Consider the following 17,278-nt stretch of genomic DNA (forward strand, 5'->3'; position numbering starts at 1 on the left):
TTAACGCAGCAATGGGTTTTAAAGCTTGTGATCCATTGATCATTTTGAAATCGGACACTTGAGGTTTTTCTATGAACAAAAACAGAGGGTTAACGCCTCTGGCGGCCGTTCTGATGCTTTCAGGCAGCTTAGTGCTAACAGGATGTAACGATAAAGAAACCCAACAGCAAGGCGCCCAACAACAGGCGCCTGAAGTGGGCGTAGTCACCTTGAAGGCCGAGCCTCTCAACATCACTACCGATCTTCCTGGCCGCACCGCTGCGTATCGTATCGCCGAAGTTCGCCCTCAGGTCAGCGGCATCATCCTGAAGCGCAACTTCGTTGAAGGCAGCGATATCAAGGCCGGGACGTCTCTGTACCAAATCGATCCCGCCACCTATCAAGCCAGCTACGACAGCGCGAAAGGCGATTTGGCCAAAGCACAGGCCAGCGCTTCCATCGCACGCGTGACGGTAAACCGCTACAAGCCATTGCTGGGTACCAGCTACATCAGCAAGCAGGACTACGACAACGCCGTCTCCACCCTGCAGCAGGCGGATGCCGCCGTGGTGGCCGCCAAGGCCGCCGTGGAAACCGCGCGCATCAACCTGGCGTACACCAAGGTGACCTCCCCGATCTCCGGCCGCATCGGCAAGTCCGCCGTGACCGAAGGCGCGCTGGTCAGCAACGGCCAGGCGACCGCCCTGTCCACCGTGCAGCAGCTGGATCCGATGTATGTCGACGTCACCCAGTCGAGCACCGACTTCCTGCGCCTGAAGCAAGAGTTGGCCAGCGGCGCGCTGAAGCAGGAAAACGGCAAGGCTAAAGTGAAACTGCTGTTGGAAAACGGCACCGAATACGCGCAGGAAGGCACGCTGGAATTCTCCGACGTCACCGTCGACGAGACCACCGGCTCCATCACCATTCGCGCCCTGTTCCCTAACCCGAACGATACGCTGCTGCCGGGCATGTTCGTGCGCGCCCGTCTGGACGAAGGCGTGCGCAGCGATGCGCTGCTGGTGCCTCAGCAAGGCGTCACCCGCAACCCGCGCGGCGAAGCGACGGCGTTGGTGGTAGGGGCAGACGACAAAGTTGAGCTGCGCACGCTGAAGGCGGATCAGGCGATTGGCGACAAATGGCTGGTTACCGATGGCCTGAAAGCCGGCGATCGCGTGATCGTCTCCGGCCTGATGAAAGTGCATCCGGGCGCGCAGGTAAAAGTGCAGGAAGTTGACACTCAGGCGCAAAAACAGCCGCAGTCTGAAGCGCAGAAGTCATAAAAAGGAGCCTGTAATACATGGCTAAGTTCTTTATAGACCGCCCAATTTTCGCCTGGGTAATCGCCATCATCGTCATGTTGGCGGGGGTGCTTGCAATAATGAAACTGCCGATCGCGCAGTATCCCACTATTGCACCGCCGGCGGTGAGTATTTCCGCCAACTACCCGGGCGCAGATGCCAAAACGGTGCAGGATACCGTCACGCAGATTATCGAACAGAACATGAACGGTATCGATAACCTGATGTACATGTCCTCCACCAGTGATTCCTCTGGTAGCGTCACCATTACCCTGACGTTTGAATCCGGCACCGATCCTGACATCGCGCAGGTTCAGGTCCAGAACAAACTGTCGTTGGCCACCCCGTTGCTGCCGCAAGAAGTTCAGCAACAGGGCCTGAAAGTAGAAAAATCCAGCAGCAGCTTCCTGATGGTGGCCGGCTTCGTTTCCGACGATCCGAACATGACTCAGGACGATATTGCGGACTACGTTGCGTCCAACATCAAGGATCCGATCAGCCGTTCGTCCGGCGTGGGTGAAGTGCAGCTGTTCGGTGCCCAGTACGCGATGCGTATCTGGCTGGATCCGAACAAGCTGAACAACTACCAGCTGACGACCACGGACGTGACCTCCGCCATCACCGAGCAGAACAACCAGATCGCCGCAGGCCAGCTGGGCGGCCTGCCGCCGGTGCCGGGGCAGCAGTTGAACGCCTCGATCATCGCGCAGACCCGTCTGACTTCGCCGGAAGAGTTCGGCAAGATCCTGCTGAAGGTGAATACCGACGGTTCCCAGGTACGCCTGCGCGACGTCGCTCACATCGAGCGCGGCGCGGAAAGCTATGCCGTTACCGCTCGCTACAACGGTAAGCCTGCCGCCGGTCTGGGTATCAAACTGGCAACCGGCGCCAACGCCTTGAACACCGCCAAAGGTGTGAAAGACGAGCTGGCCAAGATGACGCCATTCTTCCCGCAAGGGATGAAAGTGGTTTATCCGTACGACACCACCCCGTTCGTTAAGATCTCCATCAACGAAGTGGTGAAAACGCTGATCGAAGCCATCATCCTGGTATTCCTGGTGATGTATCTGTTCCTGCAGAACTTCCGCGCGACGCTGATCCCAACCATCGCGGTGCCGGTGGTGCTGCTGGGGACCTTTGCGATACTCGCGGCGTTCGGCTTCTCGATAAACACCCTGACGATGTTCGGCATGGTGTTGGCGATCGGCCTGCTGGTGGATGACGCCATCGTGGTGGTGGAAAACGTCGAGCGCGTCATGGCCGAAGAGGGGCTGCCGCCGAAAGAAGCCACCCGTAAATCGATGGGCCAGATTCAGGGCGCGCTGGTGGGTATCGCCATGGTGCTGTCGGCGGTATTCGTGCCGATGGCGTTCTTCGGCGGTTCAACCGGCGCCATCTATCGCCAGTTCTCGATCACCATCGTGTCCGCGATGGCGCTGTCGGTGCTGGTGGCCTTGATCCTGACGCCGGCGCTGTGCGCCACCATGCTCAAACCGATCCCGAAAGGCGATCACGGGGTTAAAACAGGCTTCTTCGGCTGGTTTAACCGCATGTTCGAGAAAAGCACGCATCACTATACCGACAGCGTGGGCAACATCCTGCGCAGCACCGGCCGCTATCTGATCATCTACCTGCTGATCGTGGTTGGCATGGGCCTGCTGTTCCTGCGCCTGCCTTCCTCGTTCCTGCCGGACGAAGATCAGGGCATCCTGTTGACCATGGTGCAGCTGCCTGCCGGCGCCACCGAGTCCCGCACCAACAAAGTGCTGGAAGAAGTCTCCGACTACTTCCTGAACAAGGAAAAGGACAACGTGGTTTCGGTGTTTACCGTCGCGGGCTTCGGCTTCAACGGTAACGGCCAGAACAACGGCCTGGCATTCGTCAGCCTGAAAGACTGGGGCGAGCGTCCAGGGAGCGAGAACAAGGTCGAAGCGATTGCGGGTCGCGCCATGGGCGCATTCTCGCAGATTAAAGAAGGCCTGGTATTCCCGTTCAACCTGCCGGCGATCATCGAACTCGGTACCGCAACCGGCTTCGACTTCGAGCTGATTGACCAGGGCGGCCTGGGGCACGAGAAACTGACCGAAGCGCGTAACCAGCTGTTGGGCATGGTTGCTCAACATCCGGACGTGCTGGTGGGCGTGCGCCCGAACGGCCTGGAAGATACGCCGCAGTTCAAACTGATCGTCGATCAGGAGAAAGCCAAGGCGCTGGGCGTCAGCATCACCACCATCAACAGCACGCTGAGCACCGCGCTGGGCGGCTCGTACGTCAACGACTTCATCGACCGCGGTCGTGTGAAGAAGGTATACGTACAGGCCGACGCGCCGTTCCGTATGCTGCCGGAAGACATCAACAAGTGGTACGTGCGCGGTACAAGCGGCCAAATGGTGCCATTCTCCGCCTTCTCTTCGGCGAAATGGGAATATGGCTCACCGCGCCTGGAACGCTATAACGGCTTGCCGTCGATGGAAATTCTGGGCCAGGCCGCACCGGGCAAGAGTACCGGTGAAGCGATGAACCTGATGGAACAGTTGGCGTCCAAACTGCCAAGCGGCATCGGTTACGACTGGACCGGCATGTCCTATCAGGAACGTCTGTCGGGCAACCAGGCGCCGGCGCTGTACGCCATCTCGATTCTGGTGGTGTTCCTGTGTCTGGCGGCGCTGTATGAAAGCTGGTCCGTGCCGTTCTCGGTCATGCTGGTATTGCCGCTGGGGGTTATCGGTGCGTTGCTGGCCGCGACGATGCGCGGCATGAACAACGACGTGTACTTCCAGGTGGGGCTGCTGACCACCATCGGTCTATCGGCGAAGAACGCCATCCTGATCGTGGAATTCGCCAAGGATCTGATGGAGAAAGAAGGCAAAGGCCTGATCGAAGCGACGTTGGAAGCGGTGCGTATGCGTCTGCGTCCAATCCTGATGACGTCTCTGGCCTTCATCCTCGGGGTTCTGCCGCTGGTTATCAGCAGCGGTGCGGGCTCCGGCGCACAGAACGCGGTAGGTACCGGCGTAATGGGCGGGATGATCACCGCCACCGTCTTGGCGATCTTCTTCGTACCGGTGTTCTTCGTGGTGGTTCGCCGCCGCTTCAGCAAGAAGAACGAAGACCTGGAACACAGCCATCCGGTAGAGCACCATTGATCGCTCAGTGATATGAGCTCCACCCGATAATCGAAAAGGCCGCACATGCGGCCTTTTTCTTTTGCTTCAGTTGCTTAATGCAAACCGTTCTCATTAATTCACTCGTGGGCGCAATTTACGCTTGATCGCGACGCCGGGTCGGCGCATAATTATTGTTATAGTATAACATTACACGAGAGAGCCATTATGAAACCCGGCATCCATCCCGATTACCGCACCGTGGTCTTCCACGACGTCAGCGCCAACGCCTACTTTAAAGTGGGATCGACCATCAAAACCGATCGCACCATCGAGCTGGACGGCGAAAGCTGGCCGTATGTCACCCTCGACGTCTCTTCCGCTTCGCATCCGTACTACACCGGCAAGCAGAAAGACTATTCCAAAGAAGGCAGCACGGCGCGCTTCCAGCAGCGCTTTGGCCGCTTTATCGGCAATAAGTAACAAGGAAATCCCATGCAGGTATTGAGTTCATTGCGTTCGGCGAAAAATCGCCACCCGGATTGCAAAGTCGTGCGTCGTCGTGGCCGCATCTATGTGATCTGTAAAAGCAATCCGCGATTCAAAGCGGTACAGGGACGTAAGAAAAAGCGTTAACTCCCCAGTGTCATCTGTCGCAAAGCCCCGTTGCTGCTCAACGGGGCTTTTTTTATGGCGAGAAAGTGCCTGCAAGCTGTCCCCCGCCGGCAGGCGGGGGCAGAGGTTACTTCATGCTGCTCAGCAGCGCGTCGACATTGTGTTTGAACGCCTGTTCATAGGTGGCCGCCGGGCCGCCCGTACGGGAGAGCGCTTCAGGGTACAGCTCGCCGCCCGCCTTGGCGCCGGTGGCGGCGGCAATCTGTTTCACCAACCGCGGATCGGTCTGATTCTCGATAAAGTAAGCGTTGACCTTTTCCTGTTTGATCTGCTTGATCAGGCCGGCCACGTCGCTGGCGCTGGCTTCGGCCTCGGTGGAAAATCCGACCGGGGCAAGGAAAGTGACGCCATACTCTTGCCCAAAGTAACCAAAAGCATCATGGCTGGTCAGCACTTTACGTTTCTGTGGCGGCACTGCGGCGAACTGGGTTTTGGCCCACAGGTCCAGCTTTTGCAGTTGCTGAATGTATTCGGCCCCGCGCTGGCGAAAATAGTTGGCATCCTCGGGATCGGCGGCAATCAGGGCGTTCATCACGTTGGTGGCGTACTGCACGCCGTTTTTCATGCTGTTCCAGGCGTGAGGATCGGTAATCGCTTTGCCGTCCTCCTCCATCTGGCGGGTGCTGATGCCCTGTGAAGCTGTGATCACCTGCCCTTTATAACCCGAAGCGCTGACCAGGCGATCGATCCACCCTTCCAGCCCCAGTCCGCTGACGAATACCACATCAGCCTGAGCCAACTTTTTGCCGTCCTGCGGCGAAGGCTCGAAACTGTGCGGATCGCCATCCGGCCCCACCAGCGTGCTGACCTTGACGTGATCGCCCCCCACCTGTTTGACGATATCGCCCAGAATGGAAAAGCTGGCGACGGCGTCGACGGTCTTCGCCATCGCCAATGGGCTGGCCAGCAGCGCAGCGACCGCCAGCGATATAGGTAAACGTTTCATACTTTCTCCTTGCAAATGGCACTTCTCAACGGCGCGCGAAGGCGTAAATGCCTCCACGCGTTCCAAACAGGATCGAGACGAAAAAGATGACGCTGGCGCTGAGCACGATCGCCGGGCCGGCGGGCAGCGAAGCGTAATAGGACCACACCAACCCAATCAGGCTGGAAAGCGCGCCGATGCCCATCGCCGTCGCCAGCGTCTGCGGCAGATTGCGCGCCCAGAAGCGCGCGCTGGCGGCGGGCAGCATCATCAGCCCCACCGACATCAGGGTGCCGAGGATCTGGAATCCCGCCACCAGATTGACCACCACCAGCGCCAGAAACAGGCCGTGGATCAGCGCCAACCGGCGCGGCGCGTTGACGCGCAGGAACGTGACGTCGAAGGACTCGATCACCAATGCACGGTACAGCGCCGCCAGCGCCAGCAGCGAAACCGAGGCGATCGCTCCGACCATCAGCATCGCCTGCGCATCCACCGCCAGGATCGAACCGAACAGCACGTGCAGCAGATCCACGCTGGAGCCGCGCAGCGAGACCAGCGTGACCCCCAGCGCCAGTGAGCCCAGATAGAACCCGGCGAAACTGGCGTCCTCTTTCAGCGGCGTGCGGCGGCTCACCAGGCCGGACAGCATCGCCACCGCCAGCCCGGCGATAAAGCCGCCCACCCCCATCGCCACCAGCGACATACCGGAGATCAGATAGCCGATCGCCGCGCCCGGCAACACCGCGTGGGACAAGGCATCCCCCACCAGACTCATGCGGCGCAGCAGCAAAAACACGCCCAGCGGGGCGGCGCTGAGCGACAACGCCAGGCACGCCATGAGCGCGCGGCGCATAAACCCGAAAGAGAGGAAAGGATCGATAAGCCCATGCCACAGCATCATGGCGCCACCGCCCGCAGATCCGGCTGCCGTTCGGCGGCGTGATACCTCGGCACCTGTTCCAGTACCCGCTCGGCCGCGCCCCAGTGGCAAGCCTGCGGCGTCAGCAACAGTACCTGTGGAAAATGCTCGGCGACCATCGACATATCGTGCAGCACGGCGATCACCGTTTTCCCCTGCCGATGCAGTTGCGCGATCGCCTGCAGCAGGATCTGCGTGGTGGCGCTGTCGATGCCGGTAAAAGGTTCATCCAGCAAAATCAGCGGCGCCGGTTGAACCAGCAGGCGCGCAAACAGCACCCGCTGCAGCTGGCCGCCGGACAGTTCGCCCACCGGGCTGCGCGCCAGCGCGCTCATGCCAACGTTCGCCAGCGCCTCATTGACCTGGCTTGCCGCGCGCCTGTTCATACCGCCGAACATGCCGCTTTGCGGCCAACAGCCCATCGCCACCAGATCGCTTACCGCGATCGGGAATTGCCGATCCAACTCGGCCTGCTGCGGTAAATAAGCCCTGCACGGTGGCTTGCCGCCGCTAAAACTCAGACTGCCGCCCAGCGGCGGCAACAATCCGGCGAGCGTTTTCAGCAACGTCGATTTCCCGGCCCCGTTGACGCCCACCACCGCGGTTAACGAACCGGCGCTGAACTGCCCGCTCAGCGGCGGGAAAAGCGGCGTGACGCCATAGCCTATAGCCAGTTGGCGCAAGGAGATCATGGCAGCGATACCGCCCAGAAGATGCCGAGCCATAGCAGGGCCAGCAGCGCAACGCCCCCCGCACAGCGCGCGGCGGCGGAGGTGGTAAACAACGAATTCAGTGACGGCGCGGCGTCATGTTGTGAAGAGGGAGTCAATGTGGTGACCAAAATGATGGGTTAATAGTTATAATATAACATCACACCCATTACCACATCTCAAGCTATGGCGCGACAATAATGCAACGGAACGTAACAGTCCTTCGCGCAGCGGCGCTTCCCCCGCAGCCTCCTTATCAAATCCAGGGATATTCCCATTCGGTTGAAATGTTGGCATAAGGTAAAGAACAGCGGTAAATCGAAAAATTTACCGGCGTGAGTGAAAAAGGAGTAAGATAAGCAGATAACATTGCTGTTGGCCGAGATTAATGCTTGTTACCCTTGCCTGTAACCTGGACGTCAACGCACTTTCTGTTAAAAAATTAAAGAAAGTGATTAATGACAATATAGCGGAGTTAGTGCCGGCGCTGACCAGCGGACTGAGTTTTTATTCTGAAAGCGCACGCTATGCCGAAGATTCATTAGAAATACTTGATATAGTACGACAAGGTGACGGCGATTATTCAATGAGTTATCGCTATAAGTGGGGCATTTTTAATGCCTGTCTGGATATCAACAGCGAAGATATCATCAACGACAGCGTACGGTTCCGAGTGACGGAGCGGGGTTTAATCTTCGACATCATTGATAACTCACGGCCATCAACTGCGGATGAATTGTAAGTTTACGTAATAACTGCAGGCCAAACGCGAAAAAATGATTTATATTCATTTTACGGGAAGTTTATTTAACCACCGTTAAGCTGCCTCCGTCCATGATGTAAATCAGCTTACTCACATAGTGTTATCACACCGCAATTAAGACTTACGGAGGGGATGATATGGATGAGTATTCGCCTAAGCGACACGACATTGCTCAGCTCAAATTCTTGTGCGAAAATTTGTATGATGAAGGTATCGCTACCCTGGGAGACAGTCACCATGGGTGGGTCAACGATCCGACGTCCTCCGTCAACCTGCAGCTTAATGAGTTGATCGAACATATCGCTTCGTTTGTGATGAGTTATAAAATTAAATACATGGACGAATCAGACCTGTCGGAGTTAGTCGAAGAATATCTCGACGATACCTATACGCTGTTCAGCAGCTACGGTATCAATGATTCCGACCTGCGCCGCTGGCAAAAAACCAAGGCGAGATTATTCAGAATGTTCTCAGGAGAGGACATCTGTACGACAATGAAAACTTAGGGGATAATTATTCCCGAGCTATTTTACGGTTATTAAACTAAAGGCCACCATGACTAAAACCGACTATCTGATGCGTTTACGTAAATGCACCACGATTGATACTCTCGAACGTGTTATTGAGAAAAATAAGTACGAGCTTTCCGATGATGAACTGGAGCTGTTTTACTCAGCGGCCGATCACCGTCTGGCGGAGCTCACCATGAACAAACTGTATGACAAAATCCCCACCTCCGTTTGGAAATATGTCAGATAATCATCCCCCAACGCGTTGAGCCGATGCTTTTATCGGCTTCAATGTTCAAACTGAATACGTATTTTTCCTATTGACAATGAAATGTTAATTACGTTCATTTTTATCGTTAATAATAAATAGAAACAATTCTCTGTTCCTGTCCAGGGTATTACGCCTTAATGCGATTAACGCGTGCTGTCTCTCGCACTCCCTGCTTATCGGCCACACGCGTCACGGTCATGCCGTCGCTCTTCCCTATTACCTTCGCGGCCACGCCGCCGCACTGCCTCGCCGGGCGGCGTGATCGCCCCGTAAAATCAGAGCATGCGGCGCAAAATCGCCTGCCCGGCGAAGCAGTGGTGTTTAATCACCGCCGTTATGTGCAGCACGATCATGGCCGACAGCGCGATGCACGAATAACGGTGCACGGCGAAAAAGAAGCGGTTAACGTCGAGATTTGCTATCGGGCGAGGGAAGTCGATCGCGCCGAAAACGGCAAAGCCGTGCTCCAGCATAAGGAATCCACTGAGCAGCACCACGAAAATCAGCAGGTAGAATATTTCGTGCAGCAAATGCACCAATCCCTTCTCGTGCCCTTGCAGCATATCGCCATAGGGCACCTTAGGCCGGAAAAAACGCCAGATAAAGCGCGCCGCCATCAGCGGTGTCAGCACCAAGGCCAGCGACATATTGGTCACGGAGAAAAAGGCGAAGATGCGTGCATCCGTCATAAAATGCAGTGAATAACCAACGATCATTACGTAGATCATCACGGCGGCAATGCCCCAATGCAGTAACCGACTGAAAAGATCGTAACGGGCAGGTTCGTGTGACATAAAACTCCTTTAAAAGCGGCCATCGCTGGCCGCTTGGCTATCCGATTTACGCTTACTTTTTCACGACCCAGGCATCCTGCCAGTTGGAACCCACGCCCGGCTCAAAGTGAGTCGCGCCGCTGTTCCACTGCATGCAGTAACCGCTGTAAGGGAAAGGTTTGCACTGATATACCTTGCCGTCTTTCGGTTGCAGCACCGTGGTGCCGGCAGTGTATTTACTCAGCGCGTTCGGGAAGACGAAGTTATAGTCGCCGTTGCCGCCACCGCCGGTGGATTCCGCTTCCAGGTTGAAGTTTTCGATATCTGGCTGAATGCTCTGCCCGTTGTCGTTGCTGGCGATCACTTTCAGCATGTGGTGGCCTTCGCTGACGTTGCTCAGCGCCATAGTCAGCGGCTGGCTGGCGTCTTCCAGCGTCGCTTTCACATAGCCTTTTTCCGTCTGGCCGTGGTCGTAAACGCGCGCTTCAACCGTCAGTTTGCCTTTGACCTCGGCATTGAAAGTCAGCTGAGCTTTGCCGTCCTTGATTTTGGTGCTGGACAGGTTGCCGATGCGGATCTCTTCGGTGATAGCCGGGGTTTCTTCCTCATAGGAAATCACCACGCTCTTCATCGTGCTGCCCTGCTTGGCGTAGACCGCGTTGTTGCCAAATACCGGATTGACGTTGCCTTTGCCGTCTTTCACCCCGGCACGCACCGCTTTCTGTTCGGCGTTGATCTTGCTGGCCAGCGCGTGACCCCAGCGGTTTTTGTCGGTCAGCGTCTCACTGTCGATCGCCAGTTCGGTTTTCATCGTCAGCACTTCACCGTCCGCATCGAAGAAGCGGGCGATCACCTTGTCGCCAACCTGCAGGTTTTTACCGGTGAGGGAACCTTGCAGCTGCTTGCGCCATTCCGACACGACGCCGTCGTCTTCGAAGTTAACGTCAACCACCTGATAGAAACTGTTTACCGTGTCATTGATTTCCCACACGCCGTAAATCACCTGATAGCCGGTTCTCTCCGGCACCACGCACTGGTGCACTTCGCGATCTTTTGGCGGCTTGGCATGGCCATCAATCTCGCAGAACGGCTCTTTTTCGAAGGCCTCGCGCGACAGCGGCTTGTTCACATCCCAGTCCTGTTTGGTGATGTAGTAACGCCAGTTATTGGTTTTGTGCTTGGCGGTGTGGTACCAGGTGAATGTCTGTGGCCCCGGCTTCATGGTGTTCAACGCCCAGACGTTGACGCCCTGGCGATCCAACGACTCGAAGCCGTTCACCCCGCCGCTGGCCAGCTGGCCGTCGAGCGGCGTCGCGCCGCCAGGGAAGCCGGAAACCTGCTCGACGCTCTGCGGTTCCCACTGCGCCCGGCCGCAGTCGGTGTTGCTGCCCAGCTTGCACTTGTAGGCGCGGCTCTCGGGCACTTCGATATAACCGTGCGACCAGGCGGCCGAAGAGGCCGCGAGCGTTGCCATCATCAGGGCGATTTTGGATAATTTCATTACGACTCCAGTTAAATTTATTGGATTCCAACTGAGTGAGAAGAAACTCAAAGAGATGCGGCGATACCGCGAGAGGAATAATAAGTAGAAGCCCTGAATGCCCGGCACTTAGAATGCATTAAAATAATAAAACCTAATATCGTCATGATATTAAATGGCATGACAAACGTTTAAAATAATCCGGAAAGCGTGAAATACCGTAGCACCGAGCAAGAAAATAAATACACCGTACCAACACCGCAGAGAAAATAACGTGACATTGAAAAATATTGCCGCAGCGATCGTGGCATCCCTGCTGTTATCCGGCTGCCAGCACGCCGCCAAATCGGCTCCTGACGCCGCCACCCAACGCGACCAGCTGTCGTCGCTGGTCGGCGCCGGTCAATTTCTAAGAGACAGGTGCAACCGCGCCGATATTCCGGCCGGCGATAAGCTCGCGGCGGCGGCGCTGCAGGAAGCGAAGGAAAAAGATTGGACGCCGGCGCTCAATCGCGCCCAACTGCTTGCGGCGGGTAAACACGTCGCCGCGCAGCTGGAGGCCGACGCCACGCCGCTGCAGGAAAAGTGCCGTGGACTCAACCGCTCGCTGGCGCCTTTTTTAGCCCAGCTGCGTTAGCCCCCTATCGGCAGCGCAAGCCACTGACAGGCCACCGCGCCGGCGCCCGCCGTCGCCAGCCCCGGCCCGAAAGGCAGGGGTTGGGCCGCATCGCCGCCGCGCCACGCGCACAGCAACAGCCACAGCAGGCTGCCGGCGGAGGCGAACAGCAGGATCGACGGCAAAGCGGCATAGCCGCCCCAGGCGCCAAGCGCCGCCAACAGTTTGAAATCGCCGTATCCCAGCCCCTCGCGGCCGGTCGCCAAACGAAATCCCCAATACAATAGCCAGAGCGCCAGATAGCCCGCCATCGCGCCAATGACCGCCGCCGGCAAAAAGGCCGGGTGCGCCAGGCAATGCCACAGTAAGCCGATCCACAGCAGCGACAGCGTCAGGCAATCCGGCAGCAGCTGACATTGGCTGTCGATCGCCGCCAACGCCAGCAACAGCGCAACCAACGCCAGCATGAAAAACCAATCCACCCCGATGCCGAGCCGCCAGGCCAGCGTTATCCCCATCAGCATCAGAAATAATTCCAGCAGTGGATAACGCACGGCAATAGGACGGCGGCAATAACGACAGCGGCCACGCAACAGCAGCCAACTTAATAAAGGAATATTATCGAACGCCGATAATTTTTTTGTGCATGACGGACAGAATGAACGCGGCCAAAAGAGATCGAACCGCTCGGCCTGCGCCGTTTCCATTTCGCGCTCAAGCATAATGGGCAGCCGATAAACGACTACGTTAATAAAACTGCCGACGCACAGACTCAACACGGCGCTAAATAACAGCCAGTGTTCATCTGCCGCCGCATTTATAGCAAATAGCATGATTTTTTCTGATCCCTGATGATTCTTTCGCGTTGGTTACATCGACGGCTGCGTCGTTACCCGCAGCAGGTTGACCTGCACTACGCCCGGCGCCTGCTCCGCGCGCTCCACGGCGAGCGCCAGCACGCGGATGCCATGCTCACGCTGCAGGGCGGCCAGCCACGACAGCAGGCTTTCAAACGGCACGGGCGGCAGCCCCACCTGCATCTGCGCATCACTTTCCGTCAGGGCGACGATGGGGATGCGGAACGCCTGCGCGCTCTGCCGCAGCCGCTCCGGCAGTTGCTCGCGCGCAGCGGCATCCGGCGGCAAGCGCGCCTGCAGTTGCTGGATGACGCGTGCCTGCCCCTGCAGCGCGGCCAGGCGCTGTGCGCTTTTCTGCGCCTGTGAAAACTGATACAGGCAGTAGCCGCAGGCTGCCAGCAGCAACAGGCTTAACAGCACCGCCCGCCGCAACGCCTTATCGCGCCACCCGATATTCATCGCTCACCTCTCACCGTCAGGATCGCCTGGTTGGACGCACCGCCTTCGCTGAACGCCATGCTGACCTCGCCGTCGTTAACCGGCGCCGGCAGCGGCATGTCGTTTCTGTTCACCGTCACCACCAGACGATCGTCGGCGGCGTCGAAAGCCAGCGCCTGCAGCTGCGGGGGCGCCCATAACGCGAGCGCCCCGGCCGCGTAGGGCAACAACCTGAACAGCTGCGGCGCATTCAGGGCATCCTGCATACGCCGCACCCGCGCTTTCGCCGCCTGCTCGGCAAACGCCGACGCGGCCTGGCCCGGCAGCAGGTGCCGTGAGAGCGCCGCAATCTGGCTCTCGCTCTGCCGGGCCATCTGTTGGTGATGCAAACCGCCCACCAGCAGCGAACCGCTGAGCAACAGCAGCGCGCAGGCGGTCTTGTCGGGCAGGCGGCGCGGCCAGCGTACGCTCGGTTTGAAACGTCCCTGCAGCAGCGTGAATGTACTGTTCCAGGCCTCTTCCGCCAGTCGCCAGAGCGGATCCTCGTCAATGCGCGCCGCTTCCCAGCCCGCCGGAACCTCCCCGCCGCGGTGCAGACACCAGTCCGGCGTCGGCAGTGAAGCGCAGCCCAGCCAGGCGTCGGGCAGCTGCATTCCCTGCCCGCTTCCCGTTCGGATCAACCAGTGGTTGCGCCAATGCAGCGCGCTGCATTGGCCGGGCAGCGGCAATGCCAGCACGTCGGGCAGCATTTTATCGGCGCGAATGCCGCTGGCGCTCAGGCGCTCGACCCATTCCTGCATCTGCGTCAGCGCGACGCCGGCGAGGGTGAAATCGCGCTGCGCCTTGTCCAGCACCGCCCAGTGCATCTGCTCGGCATCGGCCAACAACCCGGCCTCATGGGCGTAGGCCAGCGCCAGCGGCGTCGCCTGCCGGGCCTTGCCCTGGAATGTCGTTTGCCTCAGCGCCACATGACGGGCAGGCACCAACACCACGACGCGGCTGCCCTGCGCCATGGCCGCCAACTCGCCGCCGCCTTCGGTCAGATCGAGGTGGGCGCCAAAGCGGCAACTCGTCTCGCCGACGCGGCCCCAGCGCACATCGGCCATCAAGTCCTCGCTCAGCGCGATAAGCAGGATTGTATTCGCCACCCTTTACCCCTCCCCTCTGTCGAACAGGCGTCCGCTGACCGTGACGCCTGACTGGCCCGGTTGCAACGCGCTGACGAGCCGATAGCGCCCGTCGTTCAGCGTCAGCTGCAGCTGCGCAATCCAGCGGCTATCGTCGAACGTCAATCGCTCGCCGAGATCGTCGTCACCCAAGTCTTGCAGCGCTTTTTCCTGCGACAAAAACGCCAGCGTCTGCCAGCCCTGCGGCGGACGGGCCGCCAGCAGCGCCCGCAACCGTTCATCGCTCAGGGCGTTCATCAGCATCGCCCGCAGCAGCGGTAATTGCGCCTCGCTCACGGCATCCGGGTTGATGCGCAGTTCGGCATCCGGCGCCGCACAAAGCTGCGGTGCCAGGCGCAGGTAAAGCTCACGATCGATGCCGGCCAGCTCCCGCAATTCGCTGACATTCCCCATCAGATACCCCTCGTCATCGCCCCTGGCGACGATGGCCTCGGCAATCGCGTCCGCCTGCGCGTCGGCGATCCCCAGGTTGTTCAGTAACAGCATGAATATCCGCCTCTCCTTATTGGGGGGCCCCCCCTCGCTATCCCCGGCCTCCGTTGGGCCGGCGGCGCGGATCAGGGTGTTTAGGTTGAAACAGGCATCGACGCGGCGCAGGCGTATCGCCACCTCCCCCTCTTCGGTACGCATACTGAACGCCGCTCCTGATGCCCCCCAGGCCTTGCGCTTCTCTCCCGCCTGCCGCAATCGCTGTTGGGCGTAGATCTCCCCGCCCAGCAGCAGCCATTTGGCCTTCAGCCGATCCTGTTGAGACTGGGTGCGCGCCAGCGAACGCTGCCAGTTGTCGTTGATATTGATCGCCACGATCGCCATCAGCGACATCAGCAGCAGCACCATCAACAGCGCCATACCGCGTTGTTTTTTCATGATGGCCTCGCGGCGGGCACCGTGACGATGCGGCGCACCTCCCCCAGCGCGGGGGTTTCGACGACGATCTCCACCGCCTGCGGCAGCAGCCCGCCGGCGCGCCAGGTCGTCAACCATTCGCCCTGCAGGTAAAAACGCAGGCGGAACCGCGTCACCTCCGGCAGCAGCAGCACGCTGCGCGCCGCCGCCTGCGGGCTGCCCAAACTCGGATAGCTGAGACGCTCGAGCCGCCCCTGCCGGTAGCGATACACCACCCGCTCCAGCGTGGCGCGCGGCAGCCGAGCGTGTGGATTCTGCCAGCCGTTTCGGATCAGCAGCAGCTGTATATCCGCGTCCTCGCCCACCGTCTGCCGCACCGCGAACTCCGGCACCGCCGGCAAGCGCTTATCGCCAATCGGCGCCCGCGCCTGCGCATGAGTGAAATCGCGTTCGACGATCGCCAGCGCCCGTTGCAGCTGGGTCAGCTGCGTCGATTTGCGCCGGGTGATTTCATCGCTTTTCAGCACGCCCCTAAAGACCGCCAGCGCGGTGAGCGACAGCATGGCGAACAGGGCGATGGCCAGCAGCATTTCCACCAGCGTAAAACCGCATTGCGAACCGCGTTTCATGGCAGTGCCCTGTAGGCCAGCATCTCCACCAGCGCGTTGCGATCCTGCGGATCGCGCCGGACTTCAATCGCGATCGCCCGCATTCCGGCGTCGCTGGTCTCCTGCCCGCGATAGCGCCAGTGCCAGGTTTCACCGGCCATCGCCGCAGTGCCCGAATGCCAGGCCAGCGTCGGCGGATACGGGTCGAGCTGCAGCAGCGTCAACTGGTTGTCCGCCACCCACAGCGCGACGGTCTTGGCTTCGATCGCGCTCAGGCTGCGCACCTGGCCGCCGGTGCTGTTGATCAGCGCCAGGCAGCCGATGGCGAAGATCATCAAGGCCACCATTACCTCCAGCAGCGTCATACCCCGCTGGCGTTTAATTTTCCGCGTCATCGCAACGAATATCCGTCGTTTCAAATACGAAGTAACCGGGTGCCTGCAATCGCCACTGGCACTTGCCCTGCGACAACACCACGCTGAACGCCGTGGTTTCACCCCCCGGATACAGCCACACCTGCGGCATCTGTGCCGCCGCGTCGTCAAGCGTGACGGTTTGCCCTTCAACGCTCAGCCGCAGCGCGATGCCCTCCGGCAAAACGTATTCATCCCGCCCCTCTTCGGCGGCGACGCTGCGCCAACCGCCGCTGCCGAACGCCACGCCATAACTCACCCCTTCACGTTCGGCCCGCTCGGCGAGGGCATACAGCCAATGGCTCAGCCGCTCCCCCTGCCGCGCCAGCGGCTTCTCATCCGCAGGAAAGCTCAGCATCACCAGGCCGCTGGTCACCCCCAGCAGCAGCAATACCAGCATGATCTCCAGCAGCGTAAAGCCGCGTATGCGCCTCATGGCACGTCGGCGTCGGCCACCCAGTTGCCGATGTCGTCATCGGTGTCGGCAACGCCGTCCGGCCCCAGAGAAAACACGTCCAGCTTGCCGTGGCGCCCCGGGTTGCGCAGACGGTACTCCTGCCCCCAGGGATCTTGCGGCAACCGGCGAATATAGCCGTCTTCGGGATAATTCCTCGGGATCGGTGCCAACACCGGCCGGGTCACCAGCGCCGCCAGCCCCTGCTCCGCGCTGGGATAACGCCCGTTATCCAGCTTGTACATATCCAGCGCGTTCTCCAGCGCCACGATATCGCTGGCGGCCTTTTGCCGATCGGCCTTCTCCTTGTTTCCCATCAGGCTTGGAATGGTCAGGCTGGCCAACAGCCCCAGAATGACGATCACCACCATGATTTCCAGCAGCGTAAACCCTCGCTGCCGCGATCTGCGTATTTTGCTGATATGACTCACTTTACTCTCCATTAACGGC

Annotated in this window: 21 protein-coding genes; 8 read left to right on the forward strand and 13 right to left on the reverse strand. The window is 59.2% G+C overall.

Annotation, left to right across the window (positions count from 1 at the left end):
* Positions 1-71 precede the first annotated feature (71 nt).
* The 4 genes from sdeX (at position 72) to ykgO (ending at position 5,017) form a co-directional block, all read left to right on the forward strand.
* The gene (sdeX, locus tag ACJ8MK_RS05900; protein WP_033637347.1) at positions 72-1,259 is read left to right on the forward strand and encodes a multidrug efflux RND transporter periplasmic adaptor subunit SdeX; all 1,188 of its coding nucleotides are present in this window, start codon (positions 72-74) and stop codon (positions 1,257-1,259) included.
* Between the two features lie 17 nt (positions 1,260-1,276).
* Positions 1,277-4,423, forward strand: a complete 3,147-nt coding sequence (gene sdeY / locus ACJ8MK_RS05905) for a multidrug efflux RND transporter permease subunit SdeY (RefSeq protein WP_033637346.1) — start codon at positions 1,277-1,279, stop codon at positions 4,421-4,423.
* Positions 4,424-4,609: 186 nt separating this feature from the next.
* Positions 4,610-4,864 carry a type B 50S ribosomal protein L31 gene (locus tag ACJ8MK_RS05910; RefSeq protein ID WP_004940303.1) on the forward strand — a complete coding sequence of 85 codons (255 nt, stop codon included), beginning with the start codon at positions 4,610-4,612 and terminating at the stop codon, positions 4,862-4,864.
* A gap of 12 nt (positions 4,865-4,876) precedes the next feature.
* Positions 4,877-5,017, forward strand: coding sequence for a type B 50S ribosomal protein L36 (gene ykgO / locus ACJ8MK_RS05915; RefSeq protein ID WP_004940304.1), 141 nt, complete (start codon positions 4,877-4,879; stop codon positions 5,015-5,017).
* Between the two features lie 106 nt (positions 5,018-5,123).
* Here ykgO and ACJ8MK_RS05920 read toward each other — a convergent pair whose 3' ends face one another.
* The 3 genes from ACJ8MK_RS05920 to ACJ8MK_RS05930 are packed head-to-tail and all read right to left on the reverse strand — an operon-like array spanning position 5,124 to position 7,595.
* A complete protein-coding gene (locus ACJ8MK_RS05920; RefSeq protein WP_041033680.1) occupies positions 5,124-6,002 on the reverse strand; it encodes a metal ABC transporter substrate-binding protein in 879 nt (292 codons plus the stop codon).
* A gap of 25 nt (positions 6,003-6,027) precedes the next feature.
* Positions 6,028-6,885 carry a metal ABC transporter permease gene (locus ACJ8MK_RS05925; RefSeq protein ID WP_033637343.1) on the reverse strand — a complete coding sequence of 286 codons (858 nt, stop codon included), beginning with the start codon at positions 6,883-6,885 and terminating at the stop codon, positions 6,028-6,030.
* Complete coding sequence (locus ACJ8MK_RS05930; RefSeq protein WP_442517607.1) at positions 6,882-7,595, reverse strand: metal ABC transporter ATP-binding protein; 714 nt, start codon at positions 7,593-7,595, stop codon at positions 6,882-6,884. Before ACJ8MK_RS05930 ends, ACJ8MK_RS05925 begins: the two co-directional genes overlap by 4 nt.
* A 406-nt stretch (positions 7,596-8,001) precedes the next feature.
* On the opposite strand from ACJ8MK_RS05930, the gene ACJ8MK_RS05935 reads away from it, so the two are divergent.
* From ACJ8MK_RS05935 to ACJ8MK_RS05945, 3 genes are all read left to right on the forward strand, one after another.
* A complete protein-coding gene (locus ACJ8MK_RS05935; RefSeq protein WP_033653245.1) occupies positions 8,002-8,355 on the forward strand; it encodes a hypothetical protein in 354 nt (117 codons plus the stop codon).
* 158 nt (positions 8,356-8,513) lie between these two features.
* The gene (tomB, locus tag ACJ8MK_RS05940; RefSeq protein ID WP_004940312.1) at positions 8,514-8,882 is read left to right on the forward strand and encodes an Hha toxicity modulator TomB; all 369 of its coding nucleotides are present in this window, start codon (positions 8,514-8,516) and stop codon (positions 8,880-8,882) included.
* Positions 8,883-8,931: 49 nt separating this feature from the next.
* Positions 8,932-9,135 (forward strand): HHA domain-containing protein, encoded by a 204-nt coding sequence (locus ACJ8MK_RS05945; RefSeq protein WP_004940313.1) that lies wholly within the window; start codon positions 8,932-8,934, stop codon positions 9,133-9,135.
* A 296-nt stretch (positions 9,136-9,431) separates the two neighbouring features.
* On the opposite strand, the gene ACJ8MK_RS05950 is transcribed toward ACJ8MK_RS05945, so the two are convergent.
* Positions 9,432-9,950, reverse strand: coding sequence for a cytochrome b (locus tag ACJ8MK_RS05950; RefSeq protein ID WP_440497748.1), 519 nt, complete (start codon positions 9,948-9,950; stop codon positions 9,432-9,434).
* A 52-nt stretch (positions 9,951-10,002) separates the two neighbouring features.
* The gene (gene gbpA, locus ACJ8MK_RS05955; RefSeq protein WP_103829786.1) at positions 10,003-11,430 is read right to left on the reverse strand and encodes an N-acetylglucosamine-binding protein GbpA; all 1,428 of its coding nucleotides are present in this window, start codon (positions 11,428-11,430) and stop codon (positions 10,003-10,005) included.
* A 253-nt stretch (positions 11,431-11,683) separates the two neighbouring features.
* On the opposite strand from gbpA, the gene gspS reads away from it, so the two are divergent.
* A complete protein-coding gene (gene gspS / locus ACJ8MK_RS05960; RefSeq protein WP_033653248.1) occupies positions 11,684-12,046 on the forward strand; it encodes a type II secretion system pilot lipoprotein GspS in 363 nt (120 codons plus the stop codon).
* On the opposite strand, the gene ACJ8MK_RS05965 is transcribed toward gspS, so the two are convergent.
* Genes ACJ8MK_RS05965 through gspG form a run of 8 tightly spaced genes read right to left on the reverse strand, consistent with a single transcriptional unit; the run spans position 12,043 to position 17,271 of the window.
* Entirely contained in the window at positions 12,043-12,858 is an 816-nt protein-coding gene (locus ACJ8MK_RS05965) for a prepilin peptidase (protein ID WP_051917604.1), read from the reverse strand. The two genes, gspS and ACJ8MK_RS05965, sit on opposite strands and share 4 nt — an antisense overlap.
* 36 nt (positions 12,859-12,894) lie before the next feature.
* The gene (gspM, locus tag ACJ8MK_RS05970) at positions 12,895-13,341 is read right to left on the reverse strand and encodes a type II secretion system protein GspM (RefSeq protein WP_033653249.1); all 447 of its coding nucleotides are present in this window, start codon (positions 13,339-13,341) and stop codon (positions 12,895-12,897) included.
* Positions 13,338-14,468, reverse strand: coding sequence for a type II secretion system protein GspL (gene gspL, locus ACJ8MK_RS05975; RefSeq protein WP_342098263.1), 1,131 nt, complete (start codon positions 14,466-14,468; stop codon positions 13,338-13,340). The genes gspM and gspL overlap by 4 nt, the downstream gene beginning before the upstream one ends.
* 3 nt (positions 14,469-14,471) lie before the next feature.
* Positions 14,472-15,374, reverse strand: coding sequence for a type II secretion system minor pseudopilin GspK (gspK, locus tag ACJ8MK_RS05980; protein ID WP_103829789.1), 903 nt, complete (start codon positions 15,372-15,374; stop codon positions 14,472-14,474).
* A complete protein-coding gene (gene gspJ / locus ACJ8MK_RS05985) occupies positions 15,371-15,982 on the reverse strand; it encodes a type II secretion system minor pseudopilin GspJ (RefSeq protein WP_442517585.1) in 612 nt (203 codons plus the stop codon). Before gspJ ends, gspK begins: the two co-directional genes overlap by 4 nt.
* Entirely contained in the window at positions 15,979-16,356 is a 378-nt protein-coding gene (gene gspI, locus ACJ8MK_RS05990; protein WP_223307169.1) for a type II secretion system minor pseudopilin GspI, read from the reverse strand. The genes gspJ and gspI overlap by 4 nt, the downstream gene beginning before the upstream one ends.
* Positions 16,340-16,810, reverse strand: coding sequence for a prepilin-type N-terminal cleavage/methylation domain-containing protein (locus tag ACJ8MK_RS05995; RefSeq protein WP_161725943.1), 471 nt, complete (start codon positions 16,808-16,810; stop codon positions 16,340-16,342). Before ACJ8MK_RS05995 ends, gspI begins: the two co-directional genes overlap by 17 nt.
* The gene (gene gspG / locus ACJ8MK_RS06000) at positions 16,807-17,271 is read right to left on the reverse strand and encodes a type II secretion system major pseudopilin GspG (RefSeq protein ID WP_308414427.1); all 465 of its coding nucleotides are present in this window, start codon (positions 17,269-17,271) and stop codon (positions 16,807-16,809) included. The genes ACJ8MK_RS05995 and gspG overlap by 4 nt, the downstream gene beginning before the upstream one ends.
* Between the last annotated feature and the right edge of the window lie 7 nt (positions 17,272-17,278).

It is taken from the genome of Serratia sp. CY38905 (assembly GCF_052168875.1).
GTDB lineage: Bacteria > Pseudomonadota > Gammaproteobacteria > Enterobacterales > Enterobacteriaceae > Serratia > Serratia sarumanii.

Coding starts and splice junctions, on each gene's coding strand:
- sdeX (WP_033637347.1), top strand. CDS start 72: ATGAACAAAAACAGAGGGTTAACGCCTCTGGCGGCCGTTCTGATGCTT.
- sdeY (WP_033637346.1), top strand. CDS start 1,277: ATGGCTAAGTTCTTTATAGACCGCCCAATTTTCGCCTGGGTAATCGCC.
- ACJ8MK_RS05910 (WP_004940303.1), top strand. CDS start 4,610: ATGAAACCCGGCATCCATCCCGATTACCGCACCGTGGTCTTCCACGAC.
- ykgO (WP_004940304.1), top strand. CDS start 4,877: ATGCAGGTATTGAGTTCATTGCGTTCGGCGAAAAATCGCCACCCGGAT.
- ACJ8MK_RS05920 (WP_041033680.1), bottom strand. CDS start 6,002: ATGAAACGTTTACCTATATCGCTGGCGGTCGCTGCGCTGCTGGCCAGC.
- ACJ8MK_RS05925 (WP_033637343.1), bottom strand. CDS start 6,885: ATGATGCTGTGGCATGGGCTTATCGATCCTTTCCTCTCTTTCGGGTTT.
- ACJ8MK_RS05930 (WP_442517607.1), bottom strand. CDS start 7,595: ATGATCTCCTTGCGCCAACTGGCTATAGGCTATGGCGTCACGCCGCTT.
- ACJ8MK_RS05935 (WP_033653245.1), top strand. CDS start 8,002: ATGCTTGTTACCCTTGCCTGTAACCTGGACGTCAACGCACTTTCTGTT.
- tomB (WP_004940312.1), top strand. CDS start 8,514: ATGGATGAGTATTCGCCTAAGCGACACGACATTGCTCAGCTCAAATTC.
- ACJ8MK_RS05945 (WP_004940313.1), top strand. CDS start 8,932: ATGACTAAAACCGACTATCTGATGCGTTTACGTAAATGCACCACGATT.
- ACJ8MK_RS05950 (WP_440497748.1), bottom strand. CDS start 9,950: ATGTCACACGAACCTGCCCGTTACGATCTTTTCAGTCGGTTACTGCAT.
- gbpA (WP_103829786.1), bottom strand. CDS start 11,430: ATGAAATTATCCAAAATCGCCCTGATGATGGCAACGCTCGCGGCCTCT.
- ACJ8MK_RS05965 (WP_051917604.1), bottom strand. CDS start 12,858: ATGCTATTTGCTATAAATGCGGCGGCAGATGAACACTGGCTGTTATTT.
- gspM (WP_033653249.1), bottom strand. CDS start 13,341: ATGAATATCGGGTGGCGCGATAAGGCGTTGCGGCGGGCGGTGCTGTTA.
- gspK (WP_103829789.1), bottom strand. CDS start 15,374: ATGAAAAAACAACGCGGTATGGCGCTGTTGATGGTGCTGCTGCTGATG.
- gspJ (WP_442517585.1), bottom strand. CDS start 15,982: ATGAAACGCGGTTCGCAATGCGGTTTTACGCTGGTGGAAATGCTGCTG.
- gspI (WP_223307169.1), bottom strand. CDS start 16,356: ATGACGCGGAAAATTAAACGCCAGCGGGGTATGACGCTGCTGGAGGTA.
- ACJ8MK_RS05995 (WP_161725943.1), bottom strand. CDS start 16,810: ATGAGGCGCATACGCGGCTTTACGCTGCTGGAGATCATGCTGGTATTG.
- gspG (WP_308414427.1), bottom strand. CDS start 17,271: ATGGAGAGTAAAGTGAGTCATATCAGCAAAATACGCAGATCGCGGCAG.